The sequence below is a fragment of the Brevibacillus aydinogluensis genome, assembly GCF_961514395.1.
In the GTDB taxonomy this organism is placed as follows: Bacteria; Bacillota; Bacilli; order Brevibacillales; family Brevibacillaceae; genus Brevibacillus; species Brevibacillus aydinogluensis.
In genome coordinates this window covers 139566-162448 of sequence record NZ_OY569118.1, presented here as the reverse complement: position 1 = coordinate 162448, position 22883 = coordinate 139566, and the positions used below count along the sequence as shown (strand labels likewise).

Sequence of the window (22883 nt, the reverse complement as noted above, 5' to 3'; positions counted from 1 at the left end):
CATTTCCCTATAGCTTGCGCATTTAATGTATTAAGAGAGAATTCACGGAAACGCTTGTTGCTGGCCAACAGAATACTCCCTCTCCGGCGTTGTCAGGCTCGATGGTGTCTCCACCATTCAAACACATAGAAGAAAACCAGCACGATCAGACTTGTCCACCAATGATCAGGGCTAATCTGATAGAGTATAACGCACATCGCCCCTCCATTGATCGGCCGAAAAATCCACTTCTTTTTTAAAATGTCATACAGGGAAGTGACAAGGATCAGCAAAAGCAGGAAAGGTACAAAATTTTTCTTTAATCGTGACCACCTCCTACATGCACGTCCACTACGACAAACCTCCGCGGCTGTCATCACCACGGAGGTTTGTTGTTTCCCGTTTCCAGCGCGGCAATGCCCTACGGCATCACTTCCGGCAGAAAATACTCATTCCGGTCAAAACGGCCGCGCATCCACTTGTAGGTATCGTCGTAGATGCCCCGGATCACCGGATCGTCGCTGTTGGCCGCTTCCAAGAGCGTTTTGGAGCCAAAGTAGTAGGCGTGAATCCGGTTTTTATCCAGGCCCAGCTTGTGCGTTGCCACCAGTTGGTTGTAGTAGAGCTGGTAAAACTTCGGATCGCGGTACATCCGCTCGTCCCCTTCGATTTCCACGCCCATGTCGTACTTGTTCACTACGTCCAGGGTGCCTTCCAGGCGGTCGAGCTGCACCGGCTTGTCGCTGTAGTAGTTGGGCTGGAGGAACGCGTAGTCGAAGTAGAGCAATTTCCACTCGGCCAGCCCCGGCGCACCAAAGTACGGAATCCAATAGAAGCGGAGCGCGTCGTCGTGCACGATGCCGGCCATGTGACGAATCAGCTCCCGCTCCTTGGGCGCGCTGTCATCAATCAGCTCGTGGAACCAGTAGATGCCCTCCAGCCTCAGATAGGCAAAACCGGCTTTGTCCCAGCGCTTTTTCAGCTCCCGGTAGTACCACTCCAGCGCCTGCTTGCGGTTTTCATACGCCTGCTCTTCGCCCACCTGGCGGGCGTTAAAGGAGAGGGACGGCTGCTTGTCGTCCAGACTGCCGAAGTCCGTCTGGGATGGATTGGGATAAGGCAGGGCGAGCACGACGTTTTCCACCGTCGGTGTGCCGTACAACGTCCCCCGCAGGCGGTTGAACTCGCGCATCGCGTCGTTCAGCGCTTCCAGCTGCTGGCCGGTGCGGAACAGGTCATTCATGTATTCCTTCCAACCCTCTTTGGTTGAAGGCAGGATTTGATACGGCAAAAAGAGCACCGTGTCAAACATCTGGTCGACCATGTACCCGTCCTTGGTCAGATAGCCGACCATCGGCAGGAAATCTTCCTTCCGCCAGATGCCCCGCTCACCGTATGCACCGGAATAGGCCAGCAGCATGTTTTCCACGCGGCGGACCGTTTTATCCTCGACAACGGTCTGCTTTTGATTTTCCGGCGGCAGCAGGACGGACGGGCTCTCACCCCTGCTCAGATTGGTCCCCCACACTTCCAACTGGCGGGCAAAGGCAAACACTTTTACCGGGAACGAGACTCGGACGTATCGTGCCTCCACTTTCGGCAGCGTCACAGCAAGCGTGCGCACCACCACCGCTTCCTCCGCCGGCGATACGTCATGCTTCGCTTTACCGGCGTAATACCAGGCCCTGCCGTCTCGGGAAACTTCCACGTCCATCCATTCCGGCATGGTGATGCCCGAGCCTTTTTGCTGCTGGAACGTCAGGGTTACCCGCTCCAGCCGCTTTACCTCATCCAGGGCGACGGTCACTTTTCGCCCAAACAGACGGTAGTAACCGGTCCAGATCTCCGACGGGGTCACCAATCCGCCTACCGGGCCGGGGTACTGTTTTTCCACCTGGGCGAAATAGGCATCGGGCTTGCCCATCGTCTGGACAGAGGTAAAGCTGCCCGGCGCGAAGTTGATCAGGCCATCTTCCTCTGCAGGTTGTGAGACAGGCTCTGATCCATCCCCGTCCTGATCAGCTGCGGCCGGTGTTGTGTCCGATCCGGTCTGATCGCCATCTACGCCATCGTCGGATTGGGCGGTTTCGGCCGGTTTGTTGGCTTCGCCCGCAGCCAGTTTGTCAGTCTCGCTCGCGCCAGCTTCAGCCTTTTTCTCCGCACCCGCAGCCGCCGTGTCCGCCTTCACTTCCCCTCCGGTTTCCTCCAGCTGTTTATCTGGCTCCACTGCATCCTGCGCCTGTGGCGCTGGCGCAGCGGTAATTTCCACGGGAATCTCCTTCGTGCGATACCCCACTGTCACGGTCAGCGTGCCCTTTCCGGGTGTGGGTCCGGCGACAAACGTGCCGTCCGGCAGCACGGTGCCCAATTCCGGCCGGTCAAAGGCAAAGACGGGGGAAAACGGCAAAGTCCCGACGGTTGGCGCCACTTCCACCCGTGTGCTGGTGCCCGTCATGACCGACAGCTTGGCCGCATTGAGCGTAAACTCGGCCTGTTCCGCCTGCTGGGAGCGAGCGTTCAGCACGCGCTCGGCGATGATCGCGGCATCGCCCCGGGTCACCGTCCCCTGCGGGCGGAATTTGCCGCCAGCTCCCTGCATCCAGCGCTGGGCGGTAACAGCAGTCACTGCTTGCCGGGCGTAGTCGGCAATTTCCTCCTCATCTGCATACGGTGCTGCGTCTGCGCTCTGCATCTGGCCGCCGCCCGCTTTCCACAGCCGTGTCAGCAGAACGGCCATCTCCTGCCGGGTTAACGGGTCGGCTGCTCCCAGCTTGCCATCGCTTCGTCCCTGCATCACCCCCAGCTCCGCCAGTGCGTAGACGTACGGAGCGTACGGGCTGTCCGCCGGCACGTCGGCAAACACCGCCTGTTTCGGCAGTTTCGGCTGCACGCCCATCACCTTGGCCAGCAGCACCGCCACATCCTGCCGGGTCATCGGCTTTTGCGGATAAAAGCGGTCCCCGCCCTGGCCGCTGATCAGCTGAACCGCAGCCAGCCGGTTGACAGCCTCCCGGGCGTAGCTGTTTTGCAAATCGGAAAAGCTCACGTTCTGCTCGTAGGGCAGTTCCCCACCCTGCTGCTCCGCTGCCGTCGCGGAACCAGCGGCCGCCGCGGCCTGAGTAAACAGCATCGACAGCGCCAGACAAACGGTCATTGCCCTGGCTGCCATACGCTTCAACACCATGTTTCCTCCTCCAACATATTGCTTCTCTGTATTACGCATCCGGCACAACCACTGCCGGACGAGGCGGTTTCGGGCCGAAAAACTGGTAGTAGTCCACCTTGATGTTGCCGTTGTACAATTTTCGCTTCTTGCTGGCCGTCCGGCCGAAATGCTTCTCAAACTGCTCGTCCGACGTCAGCACGTAAAACGACCACGTGTCCAGCGCGGAAAAAACCTCACCCATGTCGCGATACAACCGTGCTACCTGCTTCCAGTCGCCCAGCCGTTCGCCGTACGGCGGATTGCAGATCAGATAACCGTACTTGCGTTTGGTACGGACGTCGCGCACGTCCATGCGCTGGAAGTGAATCTGGTCCTCCACGCCCGCTTCGGCCGCATTGCGCCGCGCGACCCGCAGAATCTCGTCATCGATGTCCGTGCCGATGATCTCCAGCTTCTGGTCGTAGCGGGCCAGATCGTGTGTCTCCGCGCGGGCTTGCCGCCACACGGTCTTCGGGATATTCGGCCAGCTCTCGGAGACGAATTCGCGGTTCATTCCCGGGGCGATGTTCTGCCCGATCAGGGCGGCCTCAATCGGAATGGTTCCAGAACCGCAGAACGGGTCCATCAGGACGCGGTCCGGCTTCCAACGGGACAAGAGAATCATCGCCGCCGCCATCGTCTCTTTCAACGGCGCCGCGCCGATCAATCCGCGGTATCCCCGCTTGTGCAGCCCCGGTCCCGACGTGTCGATGGTCAAAGTGGCGACGTCCTTCAACAAGGCCACCTCGATTTTGTACATCGGCCCCTGCTCCTCGAACCAGTCCCGCTTGTACGTTTTTTTCAGGCTTTCCACCACCGCTTTTTTCACGATCGCCTGACAGTCGGGCACGCTGAACAACGTCGATTTCACGGATTTGCCTTCCACCGGAAACGTTGCGTTTTCCGGGAGCCAGTCCGACCAGGGCAGCGCCTTGGTCTTCTCAAACAGCTCGTCAAACGTCGTCGCCCGAAACTCTCCCATTTTAAGACGCACGCGATCCGCCGTTCGTAACCACAAATTTGCCCGCGGTATCGCGGAAATGCCTGCCGTAAACGTCACCTTGCCGTTGTCCACCTTGACGTCTTCGTAGCCCAGCGCCCTTACTTCCTGGGCGACCACGGCTTCCAGGCCAAATGTCGCCGTGGCAATTAATTCTACTTTCTGCATGATACAATCTCCTGTCGTTCGGATATGGCAGGGTGAAACCCCTCTACTATATTACCCGATTTGACAGATGCGTTGGTCATGTTTGTCAAACAAAAGTCCTGTATCGAGACAGGTGACGCCAGATTGCAGACAAACTGTTTATGTAGTAAGCGTCCACAAGGAAGTGATTCCCATAATATCCAGTCCGGAAGGCCTGAACATTCATCAACCAAAGCTGAAGACAACGTACACCGCATGGAGTGATGGGCCAAGCAAGCGAGCGGGCCCGATCACCCATGCGCCTCGGACTTTGTCTACATGCTGCCGTCTCCTGTATCGAGACAGAGGACGCTTCACATGTCGACAAGAAGCCCAATCACCTAGCCGCCCTGCTCCATCTGACGGATCATGTATACCTGTTCGATGCCGGAGGGCTGAAACCCGGCCTGTTCCAGCACGCTCACCACCAGCTTGCAGGAGGCCGGCAGGTTGAAGGTAGAACGCGTGCAGGCCAGTTCCGGCGATCCCCACACATGGGCCAGCGCAAAACGAACGATCGCCTCCGCATCAGCCCGTCCGGGCAGGTACGCACACTGCCGCAATACGATAGCGGTCGGTTTGCCCGCCTCGTCCAGCGTCCGTTTGTAAAAGGCGTAACCGACTGTCTCGCCGTTCTCGTCTTCCACGAAGACCGCCTCTCCATCGCAAAGGCTGGGCCACTGGTTTTGCCACGGCACGTCCGCCTCGTAAAAGGAAAGCGCCGCCGCCTCCTGGGGAATGCCATGCCGCAGCCGGTAGGGGGCGGAAGTGACATCGCCAAACGGCCGATCCGTCAGCGCGTCGGTACGCTGCAAGAACAGCAGCCGGTCCGTCACCTCATAACCGAACTGCCGGTAGAGGGCGATCGCCTGCTCGTTTTGCCGGAACGCTTCCAGCGTCGCCAGCTCGACGCCCGCTTTGCGGTACAGGGCCAGCGTCTCCTCCATCAATCGGCGTCCAACGCCCTGCCGACGGTACGCCGCAGCAACGCCGGTGCCTCCGTTCCAGGCCGCTTTTTTCCCGTTGATGGTGCGAACGCCGCTGGCGACCAGACCGATCGGTTCCCCGTCCGCAAACGCAATCACAGACAGGGATGGTGCGTAATCCTCCCGTCCCAGCCGCTGCAGCAGACTTTTTTCCGTCATCGTCACCGGAACAAAATAGCCCTCAAACCCCCGGTTCCACGCCAGTGTGACCTCAGCCAGCGTGCATTGATTCATGCGCTTGACGACAATCATCTCTTCACCTTCCCGCAGTTGATAAAATGATTTTAATCGACAAAATCCAAAACATTCAATTATTTTCACTGGTATTGCATGACAGGCGATGACCGCCGGCAAGATCTTTCGCGAGGACCGTCTATGGGCAGGTGAAGCGGATGGGCTCATCTTCATTGGCACATCAGGGCGGGTCCATGATATTGTGGAAGAGAACCGTTTTCGGGCCCGGAGCCCCTGATTGGGTAGGACGGGCCTGCTCCCAGGAAAAACGATCTGGGGATGACAAACGCAATCGACACGGAATGAGGAAAAAATCATGAGCAATCCAACACGAATCATCCTGTTTGCAGGAGGCAATCTGGGTGACTGGGCGCTTGAGGAAGTAGAGGCGGGTGACTGTCTGGTCGGTGTCGACCGGGGAGCGCTGTTTCTCATCCGCCACGGTCTACGCCCCCGCCTGTCCATCGGCGATTTTGACTCGGTCACGCCTGAGGAGTGGGCGGAGATCAGCGCGCACAGCGAAGAAGTGCGCTCCTGCGACCCGGTCTTGAAAGATATGACCGACACGGAGATGGGCTTCGTCTGGGCACTGGATCAGGGCGCGCAGGAGATTGTCCTGACGGGGGCACTGGGGTCCCGTTTCGATCACACGCTGGCCAACGTTCACCTGTTGTGGAAAGGGCTGCGCAGCGGCGTACGCTGCCGGATCGTCGATGCTGCCAATGACATCATGCTCGTCGACCGCGAGCTGACCCTCGGCCCCAGCCGCTGTCCCCACATCTCGCTGCTGCCGCTCACCCCGGAAGTGACCGGCATTACCCTGTCCGGATTTCAATATCCGCTGGAACATGCGACGCTGCGCCTCGGTGACACGCTGGGCATCAGCAACGTGCTGACGGCCGACAGCGGGACAATCTCCGTCGCAAGCGGGTGCCTGCTTGTCATCCGCAGCAAGGATTAACGAAAACGCGCCTCGCTTACTGCTCTCCTGCGGCGGTCAGTTCCACCTGCAGGGGAAGCTGCCAGTCGATTTCGCCCAAGCCCTGCTCCCGCAAAAAGCGGTTGGCCCTGGAAAACGGCCGGCTGCCGAAAAAGCCCCGATTGGCCGAAAACGGGCTTGGATGCGGGGATTGAATGACACAATGCTTTTGCTTGTCAATAAACGCTGCTTTTTCCTGCGCGTGACGCCCCCAGAGAATAAAGACCATCGGCGTTTCCCGCTCGTTTAGGACGGCAATGACCCGGTCGGTAAACTGCTCCCAGCCCATCCCCTTGTGCGAGTTGGGGCTGCCCGCGCGCACGGTCAGCACTGTGTTGAGCAGCAGGACCCCCTGTTTTGCCCAGCTAACCAGATAGCCGTGATTGGGGATGGCACAGCCCAGATCGCTCTGCAGTTCCTTGAAGATGTTTTGCAGTGATGGCGGAGGCGCAACCCCCGGTTTGACGGAAAAGCTGAGGCCGTGGGCTTGTCCCGGTCCGTGATACGGGTCCTGACCGAGAATCACCACTTTGGTTTCCCGGTACGGCGTCAGATGAAGCGCGTTGAAAATGTCGTACATGTCGGGATACACGGTGCGGCTTTGGTATTCCGCCTTCAGGAACTGCCGCAACTGCCGGTAGTACTGTTTTTCAAATTCGTCCGCCAGCAGTTCGGCCCAATCGTTGTGCAAAATTGCCATATCCTTCACACCTTGCTTTTTCTTCTCCTTTGTCTACTGTATCAAAAAGAGACGGGTCCGGCGATAACTTTCCCCGAGCTGGCCGCTCCCTTCTCCCAGTGCGCGAATACACGCGAACGACGCAGGGGTACCGGACATCCAGCCAGCGGAACAATCAAACGCAACAGGGCACCCCTGGACGATCAAGGGCACCCTGTTGCGCTCCCCCGACATATCTACGGCACTACACAGGGAGCGGTGTATTGTGAGAAGCAGCGTCGGTCTCGTTTTTTTGCTGACGCTGTTTTAACACGTAGTGAAACAAGCAGAGCATGAAGATTCCGATCAGAACATAGAGTCCGCTCATCATCCAGGATGGCACAAGCACCCCGACCAGGATGCCGCCAGCGCCCAGAAGCCTTCCCCCATGACCAACCAGTCCGTACACCGCCATATAGGACCCCCTCGCTTCATCGTTCACCAGATCAGCGATTACGGACTGGCTTACCGGCGTCAGCAACAATTCGCCGCATGTCACGACAAACACCGCCAGGAGCAGAATCCACAGCCCGTTGCTGCTTCCCAAGGCGGCGAAGCCAATCATGTACAAGAACACGCCTGTTCGCAGCACAAGGCTGTCCGAGAACCGTTTGATCCACTTCGTCACGAACAACATGCCCATGGCAACCAAAATAGTGTTCTCCGTCTGCATGATGCCAACCATTCTGATCCCGTCGATCTTGAGCGAAAACCAATTCGCCACGTTCAGAAGCTGGCTGCCAAACTCCTGCTGAAGACGAACAGCTATGTAATAGGTTTTCTGATTGAGCAGGGCGTTGCCCAACAACACTGCGAGACAAAAAAAGAGAAAAGTGCGATCCTTGGCCACGAGCCGATAGCTTTGCAGCAGATCCTTCCACACCGCCTTGTTTCTTACCTGTTCATTCCGCTTCGTTTGGTGCGATTCGGTCATAAACAAGACAAACATGATCAGCGTTAACACATGAACACAGGTGAACAGCAGAAACAATTCAAACCGGTGCGTTTGAAACAGAAAGCCGCCCCCCAGCGCACCGATCGACATGGCCAGGTTGATCGACCAGTAGTTCAAGCTGTAGACATACCGGCGATTCTCCTGATTCGTCACGTCGATGATCATGGCGTCCACGGCGGGAAACAGCATGCCGGTGCCGACGCTTTGCACCAGCAGCATCGCATAGGTGAGCCAGGCTGAATCGAGCCACTCGGAGTTGGCGATGGTCATGACGGAGTACGCCCCTAGCAGTACCGATTGCGACATGATCATCACTTTTCGCCGCCCGATCCTGTCGGCCAAAAATCCGCCGTAGAAGCTGATAATCACCGTGGTTATGACCGTTGACAGCATGAGAACCCCGGCGATCGCCTGCCCCAGTTTTTCCGTAAAGTATATCGACATAAACGGAAAAATCGTCGCACCGACCAAAATGCTTAAAAACCTTGTCAGCAGGCGCACCTTGATGTTGATGTGAAGGTCGCGAAATCTCATGGTTCCCCACCCCCTTTTGTCAAAATTTTATACACACATTATACACTAATTTATGGCAATTTCACCTGCATTTTCATTTTGGCGACGCATTGCAACCAAAGCCCGTGGTGTCATGTGTGATGGTGCCCGCTCGCTCTCTTGACGACCAGCAATAAGTCGATAGCGTCCGCTTCAAAACGCTAAGGGGAGGGGTAAACATCTGGGTGTTTCGAAGAAGTGAGACTTGTGCCACCTGTTTTCCTTGCCATACGCCCGGGTATCGACCCAACGGGATAACCGAATCTTCATCATGATTCCCTGAGTCCAAAACGCACCTGATGATAGACGGATTCCAGCCATTTTTGACGCCGCTTTTGGCTGCTCCTCTTGACGCCGGCAAACATGAATCTCTTGACCTTTCGTATTCCGCAAAACGCGAGGATCGCATCTCTCATAATCTTCCATTCGACACTGCGGCGAACCAGTCTGACATACCATCCGGGAGAGTCAATCGTATAGAACACCCATGCCGATTTTCCGCTGAGCAATCCCTTTGGCACCATCCCCTCGTAGTGATAGGCGAATCCCGAAACAAACAAGCGATCAAAGAAGCCCTTAAGAATCGCCGGGACACCATACCACCAAACGGGATAAATGAAGATGAGATGATCGGCCTGCCGCACCAGCTCACGATAACGCGCCGTTTCCGGATCGTTCTTGAGTTCGCTGCGCCGGATGCTGTCATTGTACACCAGAACCGGCTGAAAGTTGTCCTGGTATAGATCGATAACCGTATACTGGTAGCCGGCCTCTTGCAGGCCGCGCTCCACTTCCTTCAAAATGGCGGCATTCAAACTCTTCGGGTTCGGGTGTGCGTAGACAATCAACACATTCATCTGGATACCTCCGTCAGAACGGCAGGATGACCAACAACACAGCCAAAACAAGAATGACGACCGAGAGAAACTCAACCCGCCGGTGTCCGGCACGCTGCTCGGCACTGCCGACAGCTTCAGCGCCAGTCTCATTAAGCCGCGTTTTCAGTGTCTGATCGATCAATAACTTTCCAAGCAAAGCCACAAAGATTGTAAGGATCAGGCCAACATGCCACCAGGAAAAAGCCAGCCCCGTAACAATACGCACGAGATCAACGACCGCCACGACAATGGCCGCCCACAAGGCAAATCGGTTGTATCGGTTCCACGCGTTGATTGAGAGCCCCTCAACGGTTTCAGCCAAATCGGGTTGTCCCGGCTTTGCCAAAATGGACAGTAAGAGAGGACGGACACCGGCGGCCATGACAACGCCTCCGCCCACGATCACTGTCAGTGCCAATCGTTCCATTGCGGCCAGAACCAGATTCAACATGAAAACACCCCCATAATTTTTTGGTTGTATGACCAACCAATACAGATAACAACGGCTCTATTGACACCACACACATACCTTTCAATCCTCGCGCGGTACGCGCACTGTCACGTCCGCTCACGTTCCGATTGCGATTGCAAGAATTGTTCGACCATTTGACCAAGGAATTGGTAAGCGCCTTCCAGGTCAAACTCCGAATCAACGAAAGACTGCAAGGCGAGCCCTTCGAAACAGGCGAACAAAATGGCGGACATCTCAGCCCCATTTGGCAGCGTTTTTCCTGCCACCGCTTGGATTGTTTCTTCGATTCCCTCCCTTCCCCTTGCGATAAGCTCTTTCACCCCGGACTGAATCGCGGGATTTCGCAAGCCAAGCACATACAATTCATATCGCAGCTTGTACCAATCGGCATTGCTCTTTATTCGCTCCAAAGACTCCGCCAGCGCAGCGTCGGCAAGTTTGTCTTCCGCAACTGTCTTCCGTAACTTTCTCATCTGTTGGCAGTACTCATTGGCTGCTTCTTTGACAACAGACACCAAAAGGTCTTCCTTGTTTGCAAAATGGTAGTGCACCAAGCCGGGCGACACGCCTGCCTCACGAGCAATGTCCTTAACGGAACTGTTTTCGTATCCCTTTTCGGCAAGAACCTTGTAAGCCGCTTCAATTAATTGGGCTCGCGTATTACCTGCTTTTGGTTTCATTCCAGATCACCATTCATTTTGATTGGTTGTACAACCAATATATCATCTGTGTAATTTTTCAATATATTCCATGGGAAATCCTGCCGTCCAAATGACATTTTTTCTTTAAAATTGTGACCGGAATCGAGCATATCCGGCCGCCCCTCTCAAAAAAATCCCCCGCTCAGGTGTGCTCATGCAGCACCCGGCGGGGGTCCCCAAGAATATGAAAAAAGCTGTTAACCGTGTTAACAGCTTTTCCATGTATGCGCGAATTTATCCCTTCTTCGGCAGTTCAAACGAACTTTTCAGCGAGACAATCCGGTTGAACACCAGTTTGTCCGGAGTCGTATACTTTGGATCGACGTTGAAGTAGCCGTGGCGGAAGAACTGGAACTTGTCGTGCGGCTTGCAGTCCTTCAGGTTGGGCTCGACAAAACCGTGCAGCGTTTCCAGCGAATTGGGATTGATGTTGTCCAAGAACGAATCGCCGTCTTCCTGCCCGTCCAGAATGAGCGGTTCATACAGGCGGAACTCCGCCGGAACGGCGTGTTTGGCGTCCACCCAGTGGATCGTCCCCTTCACTTTCCGGCCGGTGAACCCGGTGCCGCTCTTCGTTTCCGGGTCGTACGTACAGTGCAGTTCCACCACGTTCCCCTGTTCGTCCTTGATCACGTCGTGGCACTTGATGAAGTAGGCGTGCTTCAGCCGCACTTCGTTGCCCGGGAACAGGCGGAAGTACTTGCTCGGCGGATTTTCCATGAAGTCATCCTGCTCGATGTAAATCTCGCGGGAAAACGGGATTTGCCTGATGCCCATCTCGGGATTTTCCGGGTTGTTTTCCGCGTCCAGCATCTCCACTTGGCCTTCCGGATAGTTGGTAATGACCACTTTCAGCGGGCGCAGCACGGCCATCGTGCGCGGCGCCTTCAGCTTCAGGTCTTCGCGGATGAAATGCTCCAGCATCTTCGCATCCACCACGCTGTTGCTGCGGGAGACGCCGATTTCCCGCGCAAACGCCCGAATCGCTTCCGGCGTGTAGCCGCGGCGGCGCAGACCGGCGATGGTGGGCATCCGCGGGTCGTCCCAACCGTCCACGATTTTTTCGTCCACCAGCAATTTCAGCTTGCGTTTGCTCATCACCGTATTGGTCATGTTCAAACGGGCAAATTCATACTGCCGCGGCACGTGCTCCATCTCGCATTCGCGTACGACCCAGTCGTAAAGCGGACGGTGATCTTCAAACTCGAGCGAGCACAGCGAGTGGGTCACGCCCTCGATGGCGTCTTCCAGCGGGTGGGCAAAGTCGTACATCGGGTAGATGCACCACTTGTCTCCGGTGTTGTGATGGGTGGCATGGGCGATCCGATAGAGCACGGGGTCGCGCAGGTTGATGTTCGGCGAACTCATGTCGATTTTGGCGCGCAATACTTTTTCGCCGTCCTTGAACTCGCCGTTGCGCATCCGCTGGAACAGGTCCAGGTTTTCCTCCACCGAACGGTTGCGGTACGGACTCTCCGTGCCCGGCTCTGTCAGCGTCCCCCGCGTTTTGCGGATCTCCTCCGCGGAGAGGTCGTCGACGTACGCCTTGCCTTTTTTGATCAGCAACACCGCGCGATTGTACATTTCCTCAAAGTAGTCGGATGCGAAATGAAGACCATCCCACTCAAAACCCAGCCATTTGACGTCTTCCTTGATCGCTTCCACGTACTCGGTGTCTTCTTTCAGCGGATTGGTGTCGTCAAAGCGCAGGTTGGTTCTGCCATTGAATTCGTCAGCCAGCTCAAAATTCAGGCAGATGGATTTGGCATGACCGATATGGAGATACCCGTTCGGTTCCGGAGGGAAACGGGTCACGACTTCTTTCACTCGTCCCGCCTGCAAATCCTCAATGACGATGCTGCGGATAAAATTGGATGTTGCCGACTTGTTTTCCAATTGAATCAACCTTTCACTTCACCTTTACAATCAATAATACTGATTCCGCATCGAGAGTTCAACAAATCGGGCCGTGCCTCGTCCCGCCTTACCACAATGGGGCACATGCCGTCGCTGTTGACGGCCGCAGCCGATGTTCATTATTGAATTCAGCAGCTTGGATGTGCGCAGAAAGGTGCGCGCACGAAAAACATCCTCCGCCAAGTGCAGGGACATCGGACCATAGTCACAAAATCCGCAGATTTTTTTAATTTCCCCCTTAAACATCGGGACGAATTTACCGATCTAATGAAATAGAAATGTGATTTTCCCAAGTCCATTGGACTGCCTGCACCGCGAGACGAATGAAGATGGTCTCATTTTACGCATTTTGAAAATTTACGACCACGCATTGATATCGAAACGGCAAACCCGGGGAAACCCGGCGACGCAAAGCTACAGGGGCTACCTCCGCCATGAGCGGACACGCCAGCCAGTTACCGAAGTATTGATGTAGGACAAACCGATGATCCTATGTCATCGGTCTTTTTTGTGTAAGCAGGCGGTTGCAGTCCATAGGGGGGAGGTGAGGCGCCAGAGCTACGTACCATCCAGCACAACTTGCTTTTACAACTAGACCAAAGGAGGAACGACTGTGAAAAGGTTCTGGAAAAAACTAGGCGCCCTGGGACTTGCCGGCGTTTTAAGCCTGTCCGCCTTCACACCTGCGGGCAATGCTGCACACCGTCCAACTTCCATGTCGCCGAATGGCATGGTTACCACTCCGCACTACCTGGCTACCGCCGCTGCACTGAAGACGCTGCAGGAAGGCGGTAACGCGGTCGATGCCGCGATCGCTGCGGCTTCCACACTGACCGTCGTCTATCCTCATTACACCAGCATCGGCGGGGACAACTTCTGGCTGATCTACAACGCAAAAACGAAAGAACTGCGCGCCCTGAACGGCAGCGGCCGTGCCGGGGAGAAAGCGACCATTGAGTTCTACAAGAGCAAAGGATACGAGAAAATCCCGTCCCGCGGTTATCTGGCCGCCAACACCGTCCCCGGAGTCGTTTCCGGCTGGTGGGAAGCGTACAACTACGCTCGCAAGGAAATGAGCGGCAGCAAGATTCCGTGGAGCAAACTGCTGGAGCCGGCGATCGAGTACGCGGAAAAAGGCTATCCCGTCTCCCCCAACCAGGTGTACTGGACCAAGTACGCGACCGATCCGACCGACAACGATCTGAAAAATCTGCAGCGCTTTGAAGAGTTCCGCAAAATCTACCTGAAACCCAACGGCGAACCGTATCAGGCTGGCGAAATCCTGAAGCAGAAAGACCTGGCGGAATCCTTGAAAATCATCGCCAAAAAAGGGGCCGACGGATTCTACAAAGGCGAAATCGCCAAGAAAATCGTCGAAGACATGCAGAAAAACGGCGGCTTGCTCACCCTGAAAGACTTTGAAAAACACACCGCTACGTGGGCAAAACCGATTTCCGTTGACTATCGCGGGTACAAGGCGTACAACGTACCGCCCAACTCGCAAGGAATGGCCTCGCTCTCCATTCTCAACATCCTGAACAACTTCGATGTGAAGAGCTTGGGCGAAGGCACTCCCGATTACTACCATGTGATTGTGGAAGCCACCAAGCAAGCCTTTGCCGACCGTGACAAATGGCTGACCGACCCCGAGTTTGCCGACATTCCGGTAGACTACCTGCTGTCCAAAGAGCACGGTCAAGAACTGGCCAAGCGGATCGACATGAAACAGGCAGCCCAAACGGTGGAGCCGCTCGATCCGAAAGGGGACACTGTATGGCTCGGCGTCGTCGACAAGGATGGCAACGCCGTTTCGATGATTCAAAGCCACTACTTCGACTGGGGCTCCGGCATCGTGGCCAAAGGCACCGGCATCCTGCTGCAAAACCGCGGCAGCTACTTCTCCCTGGATCCGAACCACATCAACCACCTGGAGCCGGGCAAACGCTCCTTCAACACCATCAATCCGGCGATGCTGTTTAAGGGAGACAAGCCTTACCTCCTCTACGGAACCCAAGGCGGAGAAGGACAGCCTCAGACCCAGGCCGCTCTGGTGACCCGCATTGTCGATTTTGGCTTCAGCGTACAGGACGCGATCGAAGCGCCAAGATGGCTGCACGGACGCAACTGGGGTGCTTCTTCCAACAACCTCAAGGTAGAAAGCCGAATTCCGCAAGCTGTTTTGGACGAACTGATCAAACGCGGTCACCCGGTTGAAAAACTGGAAGACGCCTACACCGATCAAATGGGCCAATCCGGAGCGATTCTGATCGATCCCGTCACCAACGTGAAGTTTGGCGGCGCCGATCCGCGCGGCGAAGGTGCAGCAATGGGATATTGATTCACTCCAGACTGCCGGGAGCATTCCCGGCAGTCTGAATGCTGTTACGCTTCAGGCGTGCATATAGGCCTGATTACAAAAGGAGGAATTCCCTCGTGTTTGTCTTCGGCAAACTTCGAAACAAACTGATTGTTTGGTTTCTTGTCGTAGCGATCATACCACTCATCGGCACCTCCCTGTATATCACCACCAGCAGCTCGGAAATCATCACGGACAAACAGCGGCAGTCCTACATCGACCTTGCCAAAAGCACCGCCGTCGCGATGGATCAATACCTGGACAGACGGATGACGGAGATTCAGGTGCTGGCCCGTTCATCGGATATTCAATCGACGGACGCTGCCGCGAAAAACCTGTTCATCCGCTCGTTTACCGAGGAAATGAAGATATTTGACGGCAACACCTTCATCTCTCCAGACGGAAAAGTTTCGGCCGACACGTTTCCGACAAGCGTCGGCATCGACTTGTCCGAACGGCCGTTTTTCAAGGAAGGAATGGCCGGAAAAGCCAGTTACTCCGACATCGTGATTGCCAAGACGACTGGCAAACGCTCCATTGTCGTCGCCTCTCCCGTCAAAAACCAAAACGGCCAAATTCTTGGCGTACTGACCGGTCTCGTCAACGTTGACCAGTTTACCGAAACCTTTCTGCAACATCTCAACCTTGGCAACGGCGGATACGCCATTCTCGTAGACAACAAAGGGCTGATTCAAGCCCATCCCAACGAAGAGCTGATCGGCAAAGCAGTGGAAGAAGCCGGCCTGCCGCAGGGGTTGGCCGAGTTCCTCAAACACGGCGGCAGCGAGACAGCCTCCTATACCTACACGGACGCCGGCAGCGAGTACATGGTTGCCTATGCGCCCATTGCAACGACAAACTACGGATTGTTCCTGCATATCCCGGTCCAATCCATTACGTCGGCTGTGTCCGCTCTCAACACCAACATCGCTGTCATCGTTCTCATCGTCAGCGTTCTCGTAATCGCACTTGCATTCGCCGTGTCGCTGCGGATCACGCGACCGATCATGGAAGTGGCCAGCGTGACCAAACGCATCTCCGATGGAGAACTGACGGTGGAGCCGCTCCGCATCCGCACGCAGGATGAAATTGGCCAACTGTCCCAGGCCGTAAACGCCATGGTGGATAATCTGCGCACCATCATCCAGCAGATGAACGCCAGCGCCGAAAATTTGGCAGCGTCCGCAGAGCAGCTGACCGTAAACGCCGAGCACACAAGCAAGGCCACCGAGCAGATTGCAACGACCATCCAGGAAGTGGCGTACGGCGCAGAACGGCAAGTGCAAAGCGTGGAGGAAAGCGTCCGTGCGATCCAGGACGTGTCCTCCGGTGTTCAGCAAATTGCCACCAATGCGGAAAACGCCGCAGATTCTGCCCTCAGGGCTTCGCAAATCGCGATCGACGGCAACCAGACCATCCAAACCGTCGCGAAACAAATGCAGTCCATCAACGAGACGGTCAACCAGATCGCCCTTATCGTCAAACGGCTGGGCGAAAGTTCCCAGGAGATCGGTCAAATTGTCCAGGTCATCACCGACATTGCCGAGCAGACCAACCTGTTGTCGCTTAATGCCGCCATCGAAGCAGCGCGTGCCGGGGAACAGGGACGGGGATTTGCCGTCGTGGCCAACGAAGTCCGCAAACTGGCGGAACAATCGGCCCAATCCGCTCAACAGATCGAACAGCTCATTCTGGCCATCCAGCAGGAATCGGACCTGGCCGTACAGTCCATGGAAAAAGGGACAAAAGAAGTGGCGCTCGGCCTCGAGGTCGTCAACGATGCCGGCAAATCGTTTGAACAGATTCAGTATTCGGTGACCCACACGGCCGACCAGATTCAGAAGGTAAAAGACCACTCCCGCCAGATGACCGCAGGTACGGAACAGGTGGTTCAGTTGGTCACGCAAATTGCCGAAGTGGCGGAAAGCTCCGCAGAAGGAACGCAAAGCGTCTCCGCCGCCACCGAGGAGCAGTTGGCCTCCATGGAGGAAGTCACGTCTTCTGCCAGCTCGCTGGCGAGAATCGCCGAAGAGCTGCAGGCTCACGTCAAACGCTTCAAGATATAAGCACAACAAAAAGGCACCCGTTTTGCGGTGCCTTTTTTGCTGCCGGCTGTACCGAATGAAACAGCGGCCGCGAGGGAGTGTCCTCACAGCCGCTGTTGTTAGTTATAGTGCGCTCAGCGAAGGGCCAGCATGCGGTCCGGATGGTTGGTGCAGATTTGCACCTGCGGATGCCACTCCATGATTCTGCGGATAGCGTCCGGGTCGTCCACCGTCCAGGCGATGACGCCAACCCCCTCATTGATTGCCTCGCAGGCCAATTCCCGGGTGAGAAACGGATAGGACATGGAGAGCACATCTGCTCCCGCCTGCCGCAGTTGTTCCAGGATCATGATCGGCCGTCCGTAGACGATCAGCCCGGTCTTGACGTCAGTGTCCAGCTGCCGCACCTGCCGGATGAGCTCGTGGTCAAACGAGGTGAGGTACACATCCTGCTTCATCCCGTGCCGATCCAGCAGCGTCAGCACGCGTTCCGCCAGTCCGGGATGCATGTCGGCCGCCGTTTTCAGCTCAATGTTCAGTGTGCATCGTCCCTTCACGGCAGCCAGCACCTCTTCCAGCGTGGGAATCGGTTCGCCGGCAAAGCGCTCATCAAACCAGCTCCCTGCATTAAGCTCCCGCAGTTCCGCCAGCGTCAGATCCTGCACCCGTCCGCTGCCGTTCGTCGTCCGCTCCAGTGAAAAATCGTGGAACAGAACCGGCACGCCATCCCTGGAAAGCTGCACGTCCACCTCAATCGCGCCAATGGCCGGTTCCGCCAGCGCAAGCTCAATCGCCTTCATGGTGTTTTCGGGCGCCTTGCCCGACCAGCCGCGATGCGCCATGCAAACGTTCATGCAACATCACCTCATTACTTTTTCAGTAGTTTCTCGCCTTTTTCCACAACCTTGGCAATCGCCTCGCCCACGGTCGCCTGGTTCAGCACCGCCCGCTGAATCTCCGTCATGATGACTTCCTGCAGTTCCTTATAGCCGGGAACCATCGGACGCGGTTGGGCATACTCCAATTGTTTGACCGCCACCTGAAAGTTTGGCTCTTTCTGGTATGCTGCTTTCATCTCGTCCGACTCGACCGCTTCCTTCGTCACCGGCATGTACCCGGTTTCCAGCGACCAACGTATTGTCTGCGGCGTATCCGTCATCCATTTGATAAATTCCCATGCCGCCTTTTTCTCCTGATCCGAAGACTTGGCCAGCATCACCAGGTTGGCGCCGCCAGTCGGCACCCCATAATCCTTATTGGCCGGCAGAAACGCCGCCCCTACTTCAAACGCGGCGCTCTCCTTGAGCGCGTGCAGGTCTCCGGTCGATGTAAAAATCATGGCCACCTGCTGGTTGAGGAAATCCTGCTTGGCCACGTCCCAGGCGTTGTATTTTTCGCCCGGCGGAGCCTTCATCACCCCTTCCTTCAGCAGGCTGATCCAGAACTCCAACGGCGCCTTTCCCGCTTCGTTGTCGAGCGCCACGCTCTTGCCGTCTTCGCTCAGGATATTTCCGCCGCTCTCAAAGACCAGCGCTTCGTAGAACCAGATGTCGATCGGCGTGGAGAAGCCGTAGGTCTTCGTCTTGCCCCCCTCTTTTTTGGTCAGGGCCTTGGCGTACTGGCGCAGTTCCTCCCATGTCTTTGGACCGTCGGGATTCAATCCGGCCGCTTTCAGCATGTCCCGGTTGACGTACAAGAGCGGGGTCGAACGGTTGAACGGCACGGCGTACAGTTTGTCGTTCCAGTAGGAGTTGCCCATCAGGCCGGGAATGTATTTGTTTTCCTCCCCGTTCACGTAGGCCCCCAGGTCCTGCAGCACCTTGGCATCGGCAAACGCGCCCACCGATGCGATCTCCACCATCGTCACGTCGGGCTGGTTTCCGGCTGAGACGGCAGCCAGCACCTTGGCGTGGTTTTCATAGTAGCTGCCTTGATAGGACGGCTTGACGACGATGTCTTTGTGCGTGTCGTTGAATTGTTTGACCATCTCTTCGATCACTTCACCGTTGCGGCCGCCCAGCGCGTACCAAAAGTCGATTTCCACGGGCTTTCCGGCATCGGCTGTCTGCTGCTGGCCGCCGCTTCCGGTACCGGACTGCTGGCCGCCAGCCGCCTCCTGCTTGCCGCTGCACCCGGCCAGTACGGCCGTCACGCTCAATACACAAGCCAATAAGGATACGCGGATCTTTTTCACAATGCATGCCTCCTCTTTCTTTTCAGGAAGGAACGCGGGTTTTCCTTTTTTATTTGGATGAATAGACAAACGCGCTGATGATGTGCCGCTGGGCGATGAAAAAGATCGCCAGGACCGGCAGCACGAGGATCATGTTGCCCGCCATGATGACGTTCCAGAGTTTGCCGCCTTCCGCCGCCTTCAGCATGGAGATGCCGATTGGCAGCGTCCGCACGGTGTCGCTGTTGGTCATGATCAGCGGCCAAAAGTAGTCGTTCCAGTGATAGATGAAGCTAAACAGCCCGAACGTGACCAGCACCGGCTTGGCCATCGGCACCATGATCGTCCACATGATCGTCCACTCGGAGGCATTGTCCAGCCGGGCGGCTTCGATCACCTCATCGGGCACCTGCATGAAACACTGGCGGAGCAAAAAAATCCCAAAGGCGCTCGCCCCGTACGGCAGAATCAGCGCCCACAGCGTATTCACCAGCCCCCAGTGGCTCATTTCCACATAGACCGGCAAGAAGACCACCTGAGGGGGAATCATCAAGGCGATCAGGGTCAGGCCAAACAGCAGGTTCCGCCCGCGAAACCGGTAGCGGGCAAAGGCGTACGCGGCCGGCACACCCGTCAACAGCTGCAGGACGAGAATCCCCGCCGCCACGAGAAAACTGTTCCAGACGTAGGTGAGAAACGGTCCCGATTCCCACGCGATGCGGAAGTTCTCCAAATGCCACGACTCCGGCCACCAGGTAGGCGGGAACCGGTACACCTCCGGCATCGTCTTGAACGCGGTCAAAAACATCCAGAGAAACGGAAACACAAAGATCAGGGAAACGACGGCGAGAAGCGCCCACTCCACCGCTTTCCACGCCGCACGTCCCGCATGTCTCATACAACCTCCTCCTCCCTCTCGGCGATCCTGGGGCGAATTCGCTGCCACACTTGGCCGGATCAGGGGCCCGTCAGCGGTAGTGGACCCGTTTTCCCATCAGGCGGAAATGCAGCAGTGTCAACAATCCGACCATCCCCAGCAGGACGACGGACGCAGCGGAAGCGATGCCGCCGTTGTAGAAATCCATGCCCTGCTCGTAAATGTAGAAAACCAGCATGTTGGTGCTGTTGACCGGACCGCCCTGGGTCATGATGTAGATCGTGTCAAACACCTGAAACGATGAGATCGTATTGATCACCAACAAAAAGAACAGCGTGGGCGACAGCATCGGAACCGTAATGCGGAACAGGGTGCGCCACCACGGAGAGCGGTCCAGGGCGGCCGCCTCGTAGATGTCACGGGGAATGCTTTGCAGCCCCGCGATGAAGACCACCGTGTTGTAGCCGATCCCTTTCCAGAGGCTGACCACGATCAGCGACACCAGCGCGCTTTTCGTGTCAGACAGCCAGGTGTACGCCGGCAGTCCGGCGAATTCCAACAGGGCGTTGAGCAGACCGTACTGCGGGTCCATCAGCCACATCCAGAGCATCGAAATCGAGACGAGCGAGACGATGTGAGGGCTGAACACGGCCGCCTGCACCAGACCGTACACCCTGGCCTTGCGGTTGAGCCACAGCGCGAGAAAAAACGAAATCACAATGCCGAGCCCCACTGTGGCGAATGTGTACATCAATGTATTGGCCAGCACCTGACGAAAATCGGCGTCCTTCCACAGCTCGGCAAAGTTGTCCAGCCCCACCCATTCGATCTCCTCCAGGTTGAGCAGCGACCAGTCGTGAAAGGACAAGTAGATTACATACGCGATCGGAAAGAAGAAAAAGACGGCAAAAAACAGCATGGCCGGCGCGATGTACAGGTATGGACGAATCCGCTCGGCGAAGACAAATCGGGCTGCCGGCAGCGTCCCCGCCGATTGCGCGTTCGCCACTTCTTGGACAGCGACCGTTTTGCGCATCAGACCACTCCTCCCGCCAGCGAATGGTTCTGCGTCCGTCCCTCCAGCCGCCCCAGCCGTTTCCCGGTCGCGCGGTCAAACACGTGAATGTGCGCCAGCGGCACCGACACCAGCACCGCTTCGCCGATCTCCGCCATCCGCTCCGTTTCCGCCTTGACCACGACGCGTCCTCTCGTCGTTTCCACGTGGTACAGCGCGTCCGAACCGAGGATTTCCCGTGACATGATAATGCCGTCGAGCGACCATGCCGTTTCCGCCGGGACCGCCGACACGCTGCCCGGCAGGAGGACGGCCATTTCCGGGCGAAACCCCCACAAGTATTCCGCCCTCCCGTCCGCCGGGACGACGTTCATCGCGGGTGAGCCGATAAACTGGGCGACGAACAGGTTGGCTGGTTCCCGATACAGCTCCATCGGCGGCGCCACCTGCATGATCGCACCCTCGCTCATGACGACGATCTGATCGCCCATCGTCATCCCTTCCACCTGGTCGTGGGTGACGTAGATAAAGGTGGTGCCGAGCCGTTTGTGCAGGCTGGTCAGCTCCACCCGCATCTGGTTGCGCAGCTTGGCGTCCAGGTTGGACAGCGGTTCATCCATCAGAAACACCTGCGGTTTTTTCACCATCGCACGGGCCAGTGCGACGCGCTGCCGCTGTCCGCCGGAGAGCTCCGAGGGCTTCCGCTTGAGATACGGTTTCAATCCGACTACGTCCGCGATTTCTTCTACCATCGTCCGGCAGTCATTTTTCGAGTACCCCCGGTTGCGCAGGCCAAACGCGATGTTGTCGTAGACGTTCATCGTCGGATAGAGCGCGTAGTTTTGAAACACCATGGCCACATCCCGTTTACCGGGCGGCAGATGATTGACCGGCTGGTCGCCGATCAGGATGTCCCCGTCCGTGACGCTCTCCAGCCCGGCAATCATCCGCAGCGTGGTCGATTTTCCGCACCCTGACGGTCCGACCAGCACGGTAAAGGAACCGTCCGGTATCAACAGGTTCAGCCCTTTGACCACCGTCTGGCCGTGAAATGTTTTCGTTACCTGCCTCAATATCACTCGTGCCATCTGGCTCCATTCCCTCCCAGTGCCCTCAACTCCCGTCGTTCACTTGACAATTTCGATGGTACCGTTGGAGAGTTAAGGAAACGTGAAGCACGTATTAACGTTGGGCCAGGGTTTTGTAAAGGAGTGCCCGATGTAAAAAAAACGCCCGAATCTCGCATTCGGGCGTTTCAGCGTGTAGACAAAGTCCGTGGTGCATGGGTAATGGGGCCCACTCGCTCTCTTGACGACCAGCAACGAAGTCGATAGAGTCCGCTCCAAAACGCGACGCGGGCAGGGGGCAAACATCTGGGTATTTCGACGAAGTGAGACTTGTGCCCCCTGTATTCCCCGCGTCTTGCGTCTTTTCGCTTTGCAGGTCGTCAAAGGAGCTCGCTTTGCCCCATCACCCCATGCCATGTACTTTTTCTCCACCTTCGGTTGATTAATGTGCAGGCCTTGCGGCCTGGAAACGATGGGAAGATCGGTTCCTTGGGAAACTACATCATAATAAAAGCAGTTTGTCTTCAGTCTGAAACGCCCGAATCTCGCATTCGGGCGTTTCTGGTCAAGACCCCATTTTGTAGACAC

The 22883-nt window shown here is 56.6% G+C and carries 17 protein-coding genes and 1 riboswitch; of the genes, 3 read left to right on the top strand and 14 right to left on the bottom strand.

What is annotated here, in order from left to right; genetic code table 11:
• Positions 1-400: 400 nt before the first annotated feature.
• The 3 genes from Q7F15_RS00740 to Q7F15_RS00730 form a co-directional block, all read right to left on the bottom strand.
• Positions 401-3163, bottom strand: coding sequence for a DUF4855 domain-containing protein (locus Q7F15_RS00740; protein ID WP_304414894.1), 2763 nt, complete (start codon positions 3161-3163; stop codon positions 401-403).
• Between the two features lie 31 nt (positions 3164-3194).
• Positions 3195-4352: a THUMP domain-containing class I SAM-dependent RNA methyltransferase gene (locus tag Q7F15_RS00735; protein ID WP_304414893.1), complete on the bottom strand. Its 1158-nt coding sequence runs from the start codon at positions 4350-4352 to the stop codon at positions 3195-3197.
• 359 nt (positions 4353-4711) lie between these two features.
• On the bottom strand, positions 4712-5608 hold the full coding sequence (locus Q7F15_RS00730; RefSeq protein WP_212133650.1) for a GNAT family N-acetyltransferase: 897 nt from the start codon (positions 5606-5608) through the stop codon (positions 4712-4714).
• A gap of 298 nt (positions 5609-5906) precedes the next feature.
• Between Q7F15_RS00730 and Q7F15_RS00725 the strand changes: the two genes are divergently transcribed.
• Positions 5907-6551 (top strand): thiamine diphosphokinase, encoded by a 645-nt coding sequence (locus Q7F15_RS00725; RefSeq protein WP_304414892.1) that lies wholly within the window; start codon positions 5907-5909, stop codon positions 6549-6551.
• A 16-nt stretch (positions 6552-6567) separates the two neighbouring features.
• On the opposite strand, the gene Q7F15_RS00720 is transcribed toward Q7F15_RS00725, so the two are convergent.
• The 6 genes from Q7F15_RS00720 to Q7F15_RS00695 all read right to left on the bottom strand — a co-directional run bounded on the left by Q7F15_RS00720 (position 6568) and on the right by Q7F15_RS00695 (position 12741).
• Positions 6568-7269 carry a uracil-DNA glycosylase gene (locus Q7F15_RS00720; RefSeq protein WP_171564005.1) on the bottom strand — a complete coding sequence of 234 codons (702 nt, stop codon included), beginning with the start codon at positions 7267-7269 and terminating at the stop codon, positions 6568-6570.
• Between the two features lie 223 nt (positions 7270-7492).
• Positions 7493-8776 carry an MDR family MFS transporter gene (locus Q7F15_RS00715; protein ID WP_171564004.1) on the bottom strand — a complete coding sequence of 428 codons (1284 nt, stop codon included), beginning with the start codon at positions 8774-8776 and terminating at the stop codon, positions 7493-7495.
• 287 nt (positions 8777-9063) lie between these two features.
• Entirely contained in the window at positions 9064-9651 is a 588-nt protein-coding gene (locus tag Q7F15_RS00710) for an NAD(P)H-dependent oxidoreductase (RefSeq protein WP_171564003.1), read from the bottom strand.
• Positions 9652-9664: 13 nt separating this feature from the next.
• Positions 9665-10123, bottom strand: a complete 459-nt coding sequence (locus tag Q7F15_RS00705; protein WP_304414891.1) for a hypothetical protein — start codon at positions 10121-10123, stop codon at positions 9665-9667.
• A gap of 107 nt (positions 10124-10230) precedes the next feature.
• Complete coding sequence (locus tag Q7F15_RS00700) at positions 10231-10824, bottom strand: TetR/AcrR family transcriptional regulator (protein ID WP_171564001.1); 594 nt, start codon at positions 10822-10824, stop codon at positions 10231-10233.
• Between the two features lie 255 nt (positions 10825-11079).
• Entirely contained in the window at positions 11080-12741 is a 1662-nt protein-coding gene (locus tag Q7F15_RS00695) for a glutamine--tRNA ligase/YqeY domain fusion protein (protein ID WP_171564197.1), read from the bottom strand.
• A 394-nt stretch (positions 12742-13135) separates the two neighbouring features.
• Positions 13136-13225: riboswitch (cyclic di-GMP riboswitch) on the top strand.
• 252 nt (positions 13226-13477) lie between these two features.
• On the opposite strand from Q7F15_RS00695, the gene ggt reads away from it, so the two are divergent.
• Positions 13478-15100, top strand: coding sequence for a gamma-glutamyltransferase (gene ggt, locus Q7F15_RS00690; RefSeq protein ID WP_230077854.1), 1623 nt, complete (start codon positions 13478-13480; stop codon positions 15098-15100).
• A 95-nt stretch (positions 15101-15195) separates the two neighbouring features.
• A complete protein-coding gene (locus Q7F15_RS00685; RefSeq protein ID WP_171563999.1) occupies positions 15196-17184 on the top strand; it encodes a methyl-accepting chemotaxis protein in 1989 nt (662 codons plus the stop codon).
• A gap of 113 nt (positions 17185-17297) precedes the next feature.
• Here the strand turns inward: Q7F15_RS00685 and Q7F15_RS00680 are convergent, their stop codons facing one another.
• The 5 genes from Q7F15_RS00680 to Q7F15_RS00660 form a co-directional block, all read right to left on the bottom strand.
• Complete coding sequence (locus Q7F15_RS00680; RefSeq protein WP_212133643.1) at positions 17298-18017, bottom strand: glycerophosphodiester phosphodiesterase; 720 nt, start codon at positions 18015-18017, stop codon at positions 17298-17300.
• Positions 18018-18031: 14 nt separating this feature from the next.
• A complete protein-coding gene (locus Q7F15_RS00675; protein WP_212133641.1) occupies positions 18032-19357 on the bottom strand; it encodes an ABC transporter substrate-binding protein in 1326 nt (441 codons plus the stop codon).
• A 49-nt stretch (positions 19358-19406) separates the two neighbouring features.
• Entirely contained in the window at positions 19407-20234 is an 828-nt protein-coding gene (locus tag Q7F15_RS00670) for a carbohydrate ABC transporter permease (protein ID WP_212133638.1), read from the bottom strand.
• 70 nt (positions 20235-20304) lie between these two features.
• Complete coding sequence (locus tag Q7F15_RS00665) at positions 20305-21132, bottom strand: carbohydrate ABC transporter permease (RefSeq protein ID WP_304415508.1); 828 nt, start codon at positions 21130-21132, stop codon at positions 20305-20307.
• A gap of 116 nt (positions 21133-21248) precedes the next feature.
• Positions 21249-22316 carry an ABC transporter ATP-binding protein gene (locus Q7F15_RS00660; protein ID WP_304414890.1) on the bottom strand — a complete coding sequence of 356 codons (1068 nt, stop codon included), beginning with the start codon at positions 22314-22316 and terminating at the stop codon, positions 21249-21251.
• Positions 22317-22883 lie beyond the last annotated feature (567 nt).

Excerpts from the sequence above, each read along its gene's own strand:
- Q7F15_RS00710 (WP_171564003.1), bottom strand. The coding sequence starts at position 9,651 with ATGAATGTGTTGATTGTCTACGCACACCCGAACCCGAAGAGTTTGAAT.
- Q7F15_RS00720 (WP_171564005.1), bottom strand. The coding sequence starts at position 7,269 with ATGGCAATTTTGCACAACGATTGGGCCGAACTGCTGGCGGACGAATTT.
- ggt (WP_230077854.1), top strand. The coding sequence starts at position 13,478 with ATGTCGCCGAATGGCATGGTTACCACTCCGCACTACCTGGCTACCGCC.
- Q7F15_RS00725 (WP_304414892.1), top strand. The coding sequence starts at position 5,907 with ATGAGCAATCCAACACGAATCATCCTGTTTGCAGGAGGCAATCTGGGT.
- Q7F15_RS00670 (WP_212133638.1), bottom strand. The coding sequence starts at position 20,234 with ATGAGACATGCGGGACGTGCGGCGTGGAAAGCGGTGGAGTGGGCGCTT.
- Q7F15_RS00730 (WP_212133650.1), bottom strand. The coding sequence starts at position 5,608 with ATGATTGTCGTCAAGCGCATGAATCAATGCACGCTGGCTGAGGTCACA.
- Q7F15_RS00700 (WP_171564001.1), bottom strand. The coding sequence starts at position 10,824 with ATGAAACCAAAAGCAGGTAATACGCGAGCCCAATTAATTGAAGCGGCT.
- Q7F15_RS00740 (WP_304414894.1), bottom strand. The coding sequence starts at position 3,163 with ATGGTGTTGAAGCGTATGGCAGCCAGGGCAATGACCGTTTGTCTGGCG.
- Q7F15_RS00680 (WP_212133643.1), bottom strand. The coding sequence starts at position 18,017 with ATGAACGTTTGCATGGCGCATCGCGGCTGGTCGGGCAAGGCGCCCGAA.
- Q7F15_RS00715 (WP_171564004.1), bottom strand. The coding sequence starts at position 8,776 with ATGAGATTTCGCGACCTTCACATCAACATCAAGGTGCGCCTGCTGACA.
- Q7F15_RS00735 (WP_304414893.1), bottom strand. The coding sequence starts at position 4,352 with ATGCAGAAAGTAGAATTAATTGCCACGGCGACATTTGGCCTGGAAGCC.
- Q7F15_RS00665 (WP_304415508.1), bottom strand. The coding sequence starts at position 21,132 with ATGCTGTTTTTTGCCGTCTTTTTCTTCTTTCCGATCGCGTATGTAATC.
- Q7F15_RS00705 (WP_304414891.1), bottom strand. The coding sequence starts at position 10,123 with ATGTTGAATCTGGTTCTGGCCGCAATGGAACGATTGGCACTGACAGTG.
- Q7F15_RS00660 (WP_304414890.1), bottom strand. The coding sequence starts at position 22,316 with ATGGCACGAGTGATATTGAGGCAGGTAACGAAAACATTTCACGGCCAG.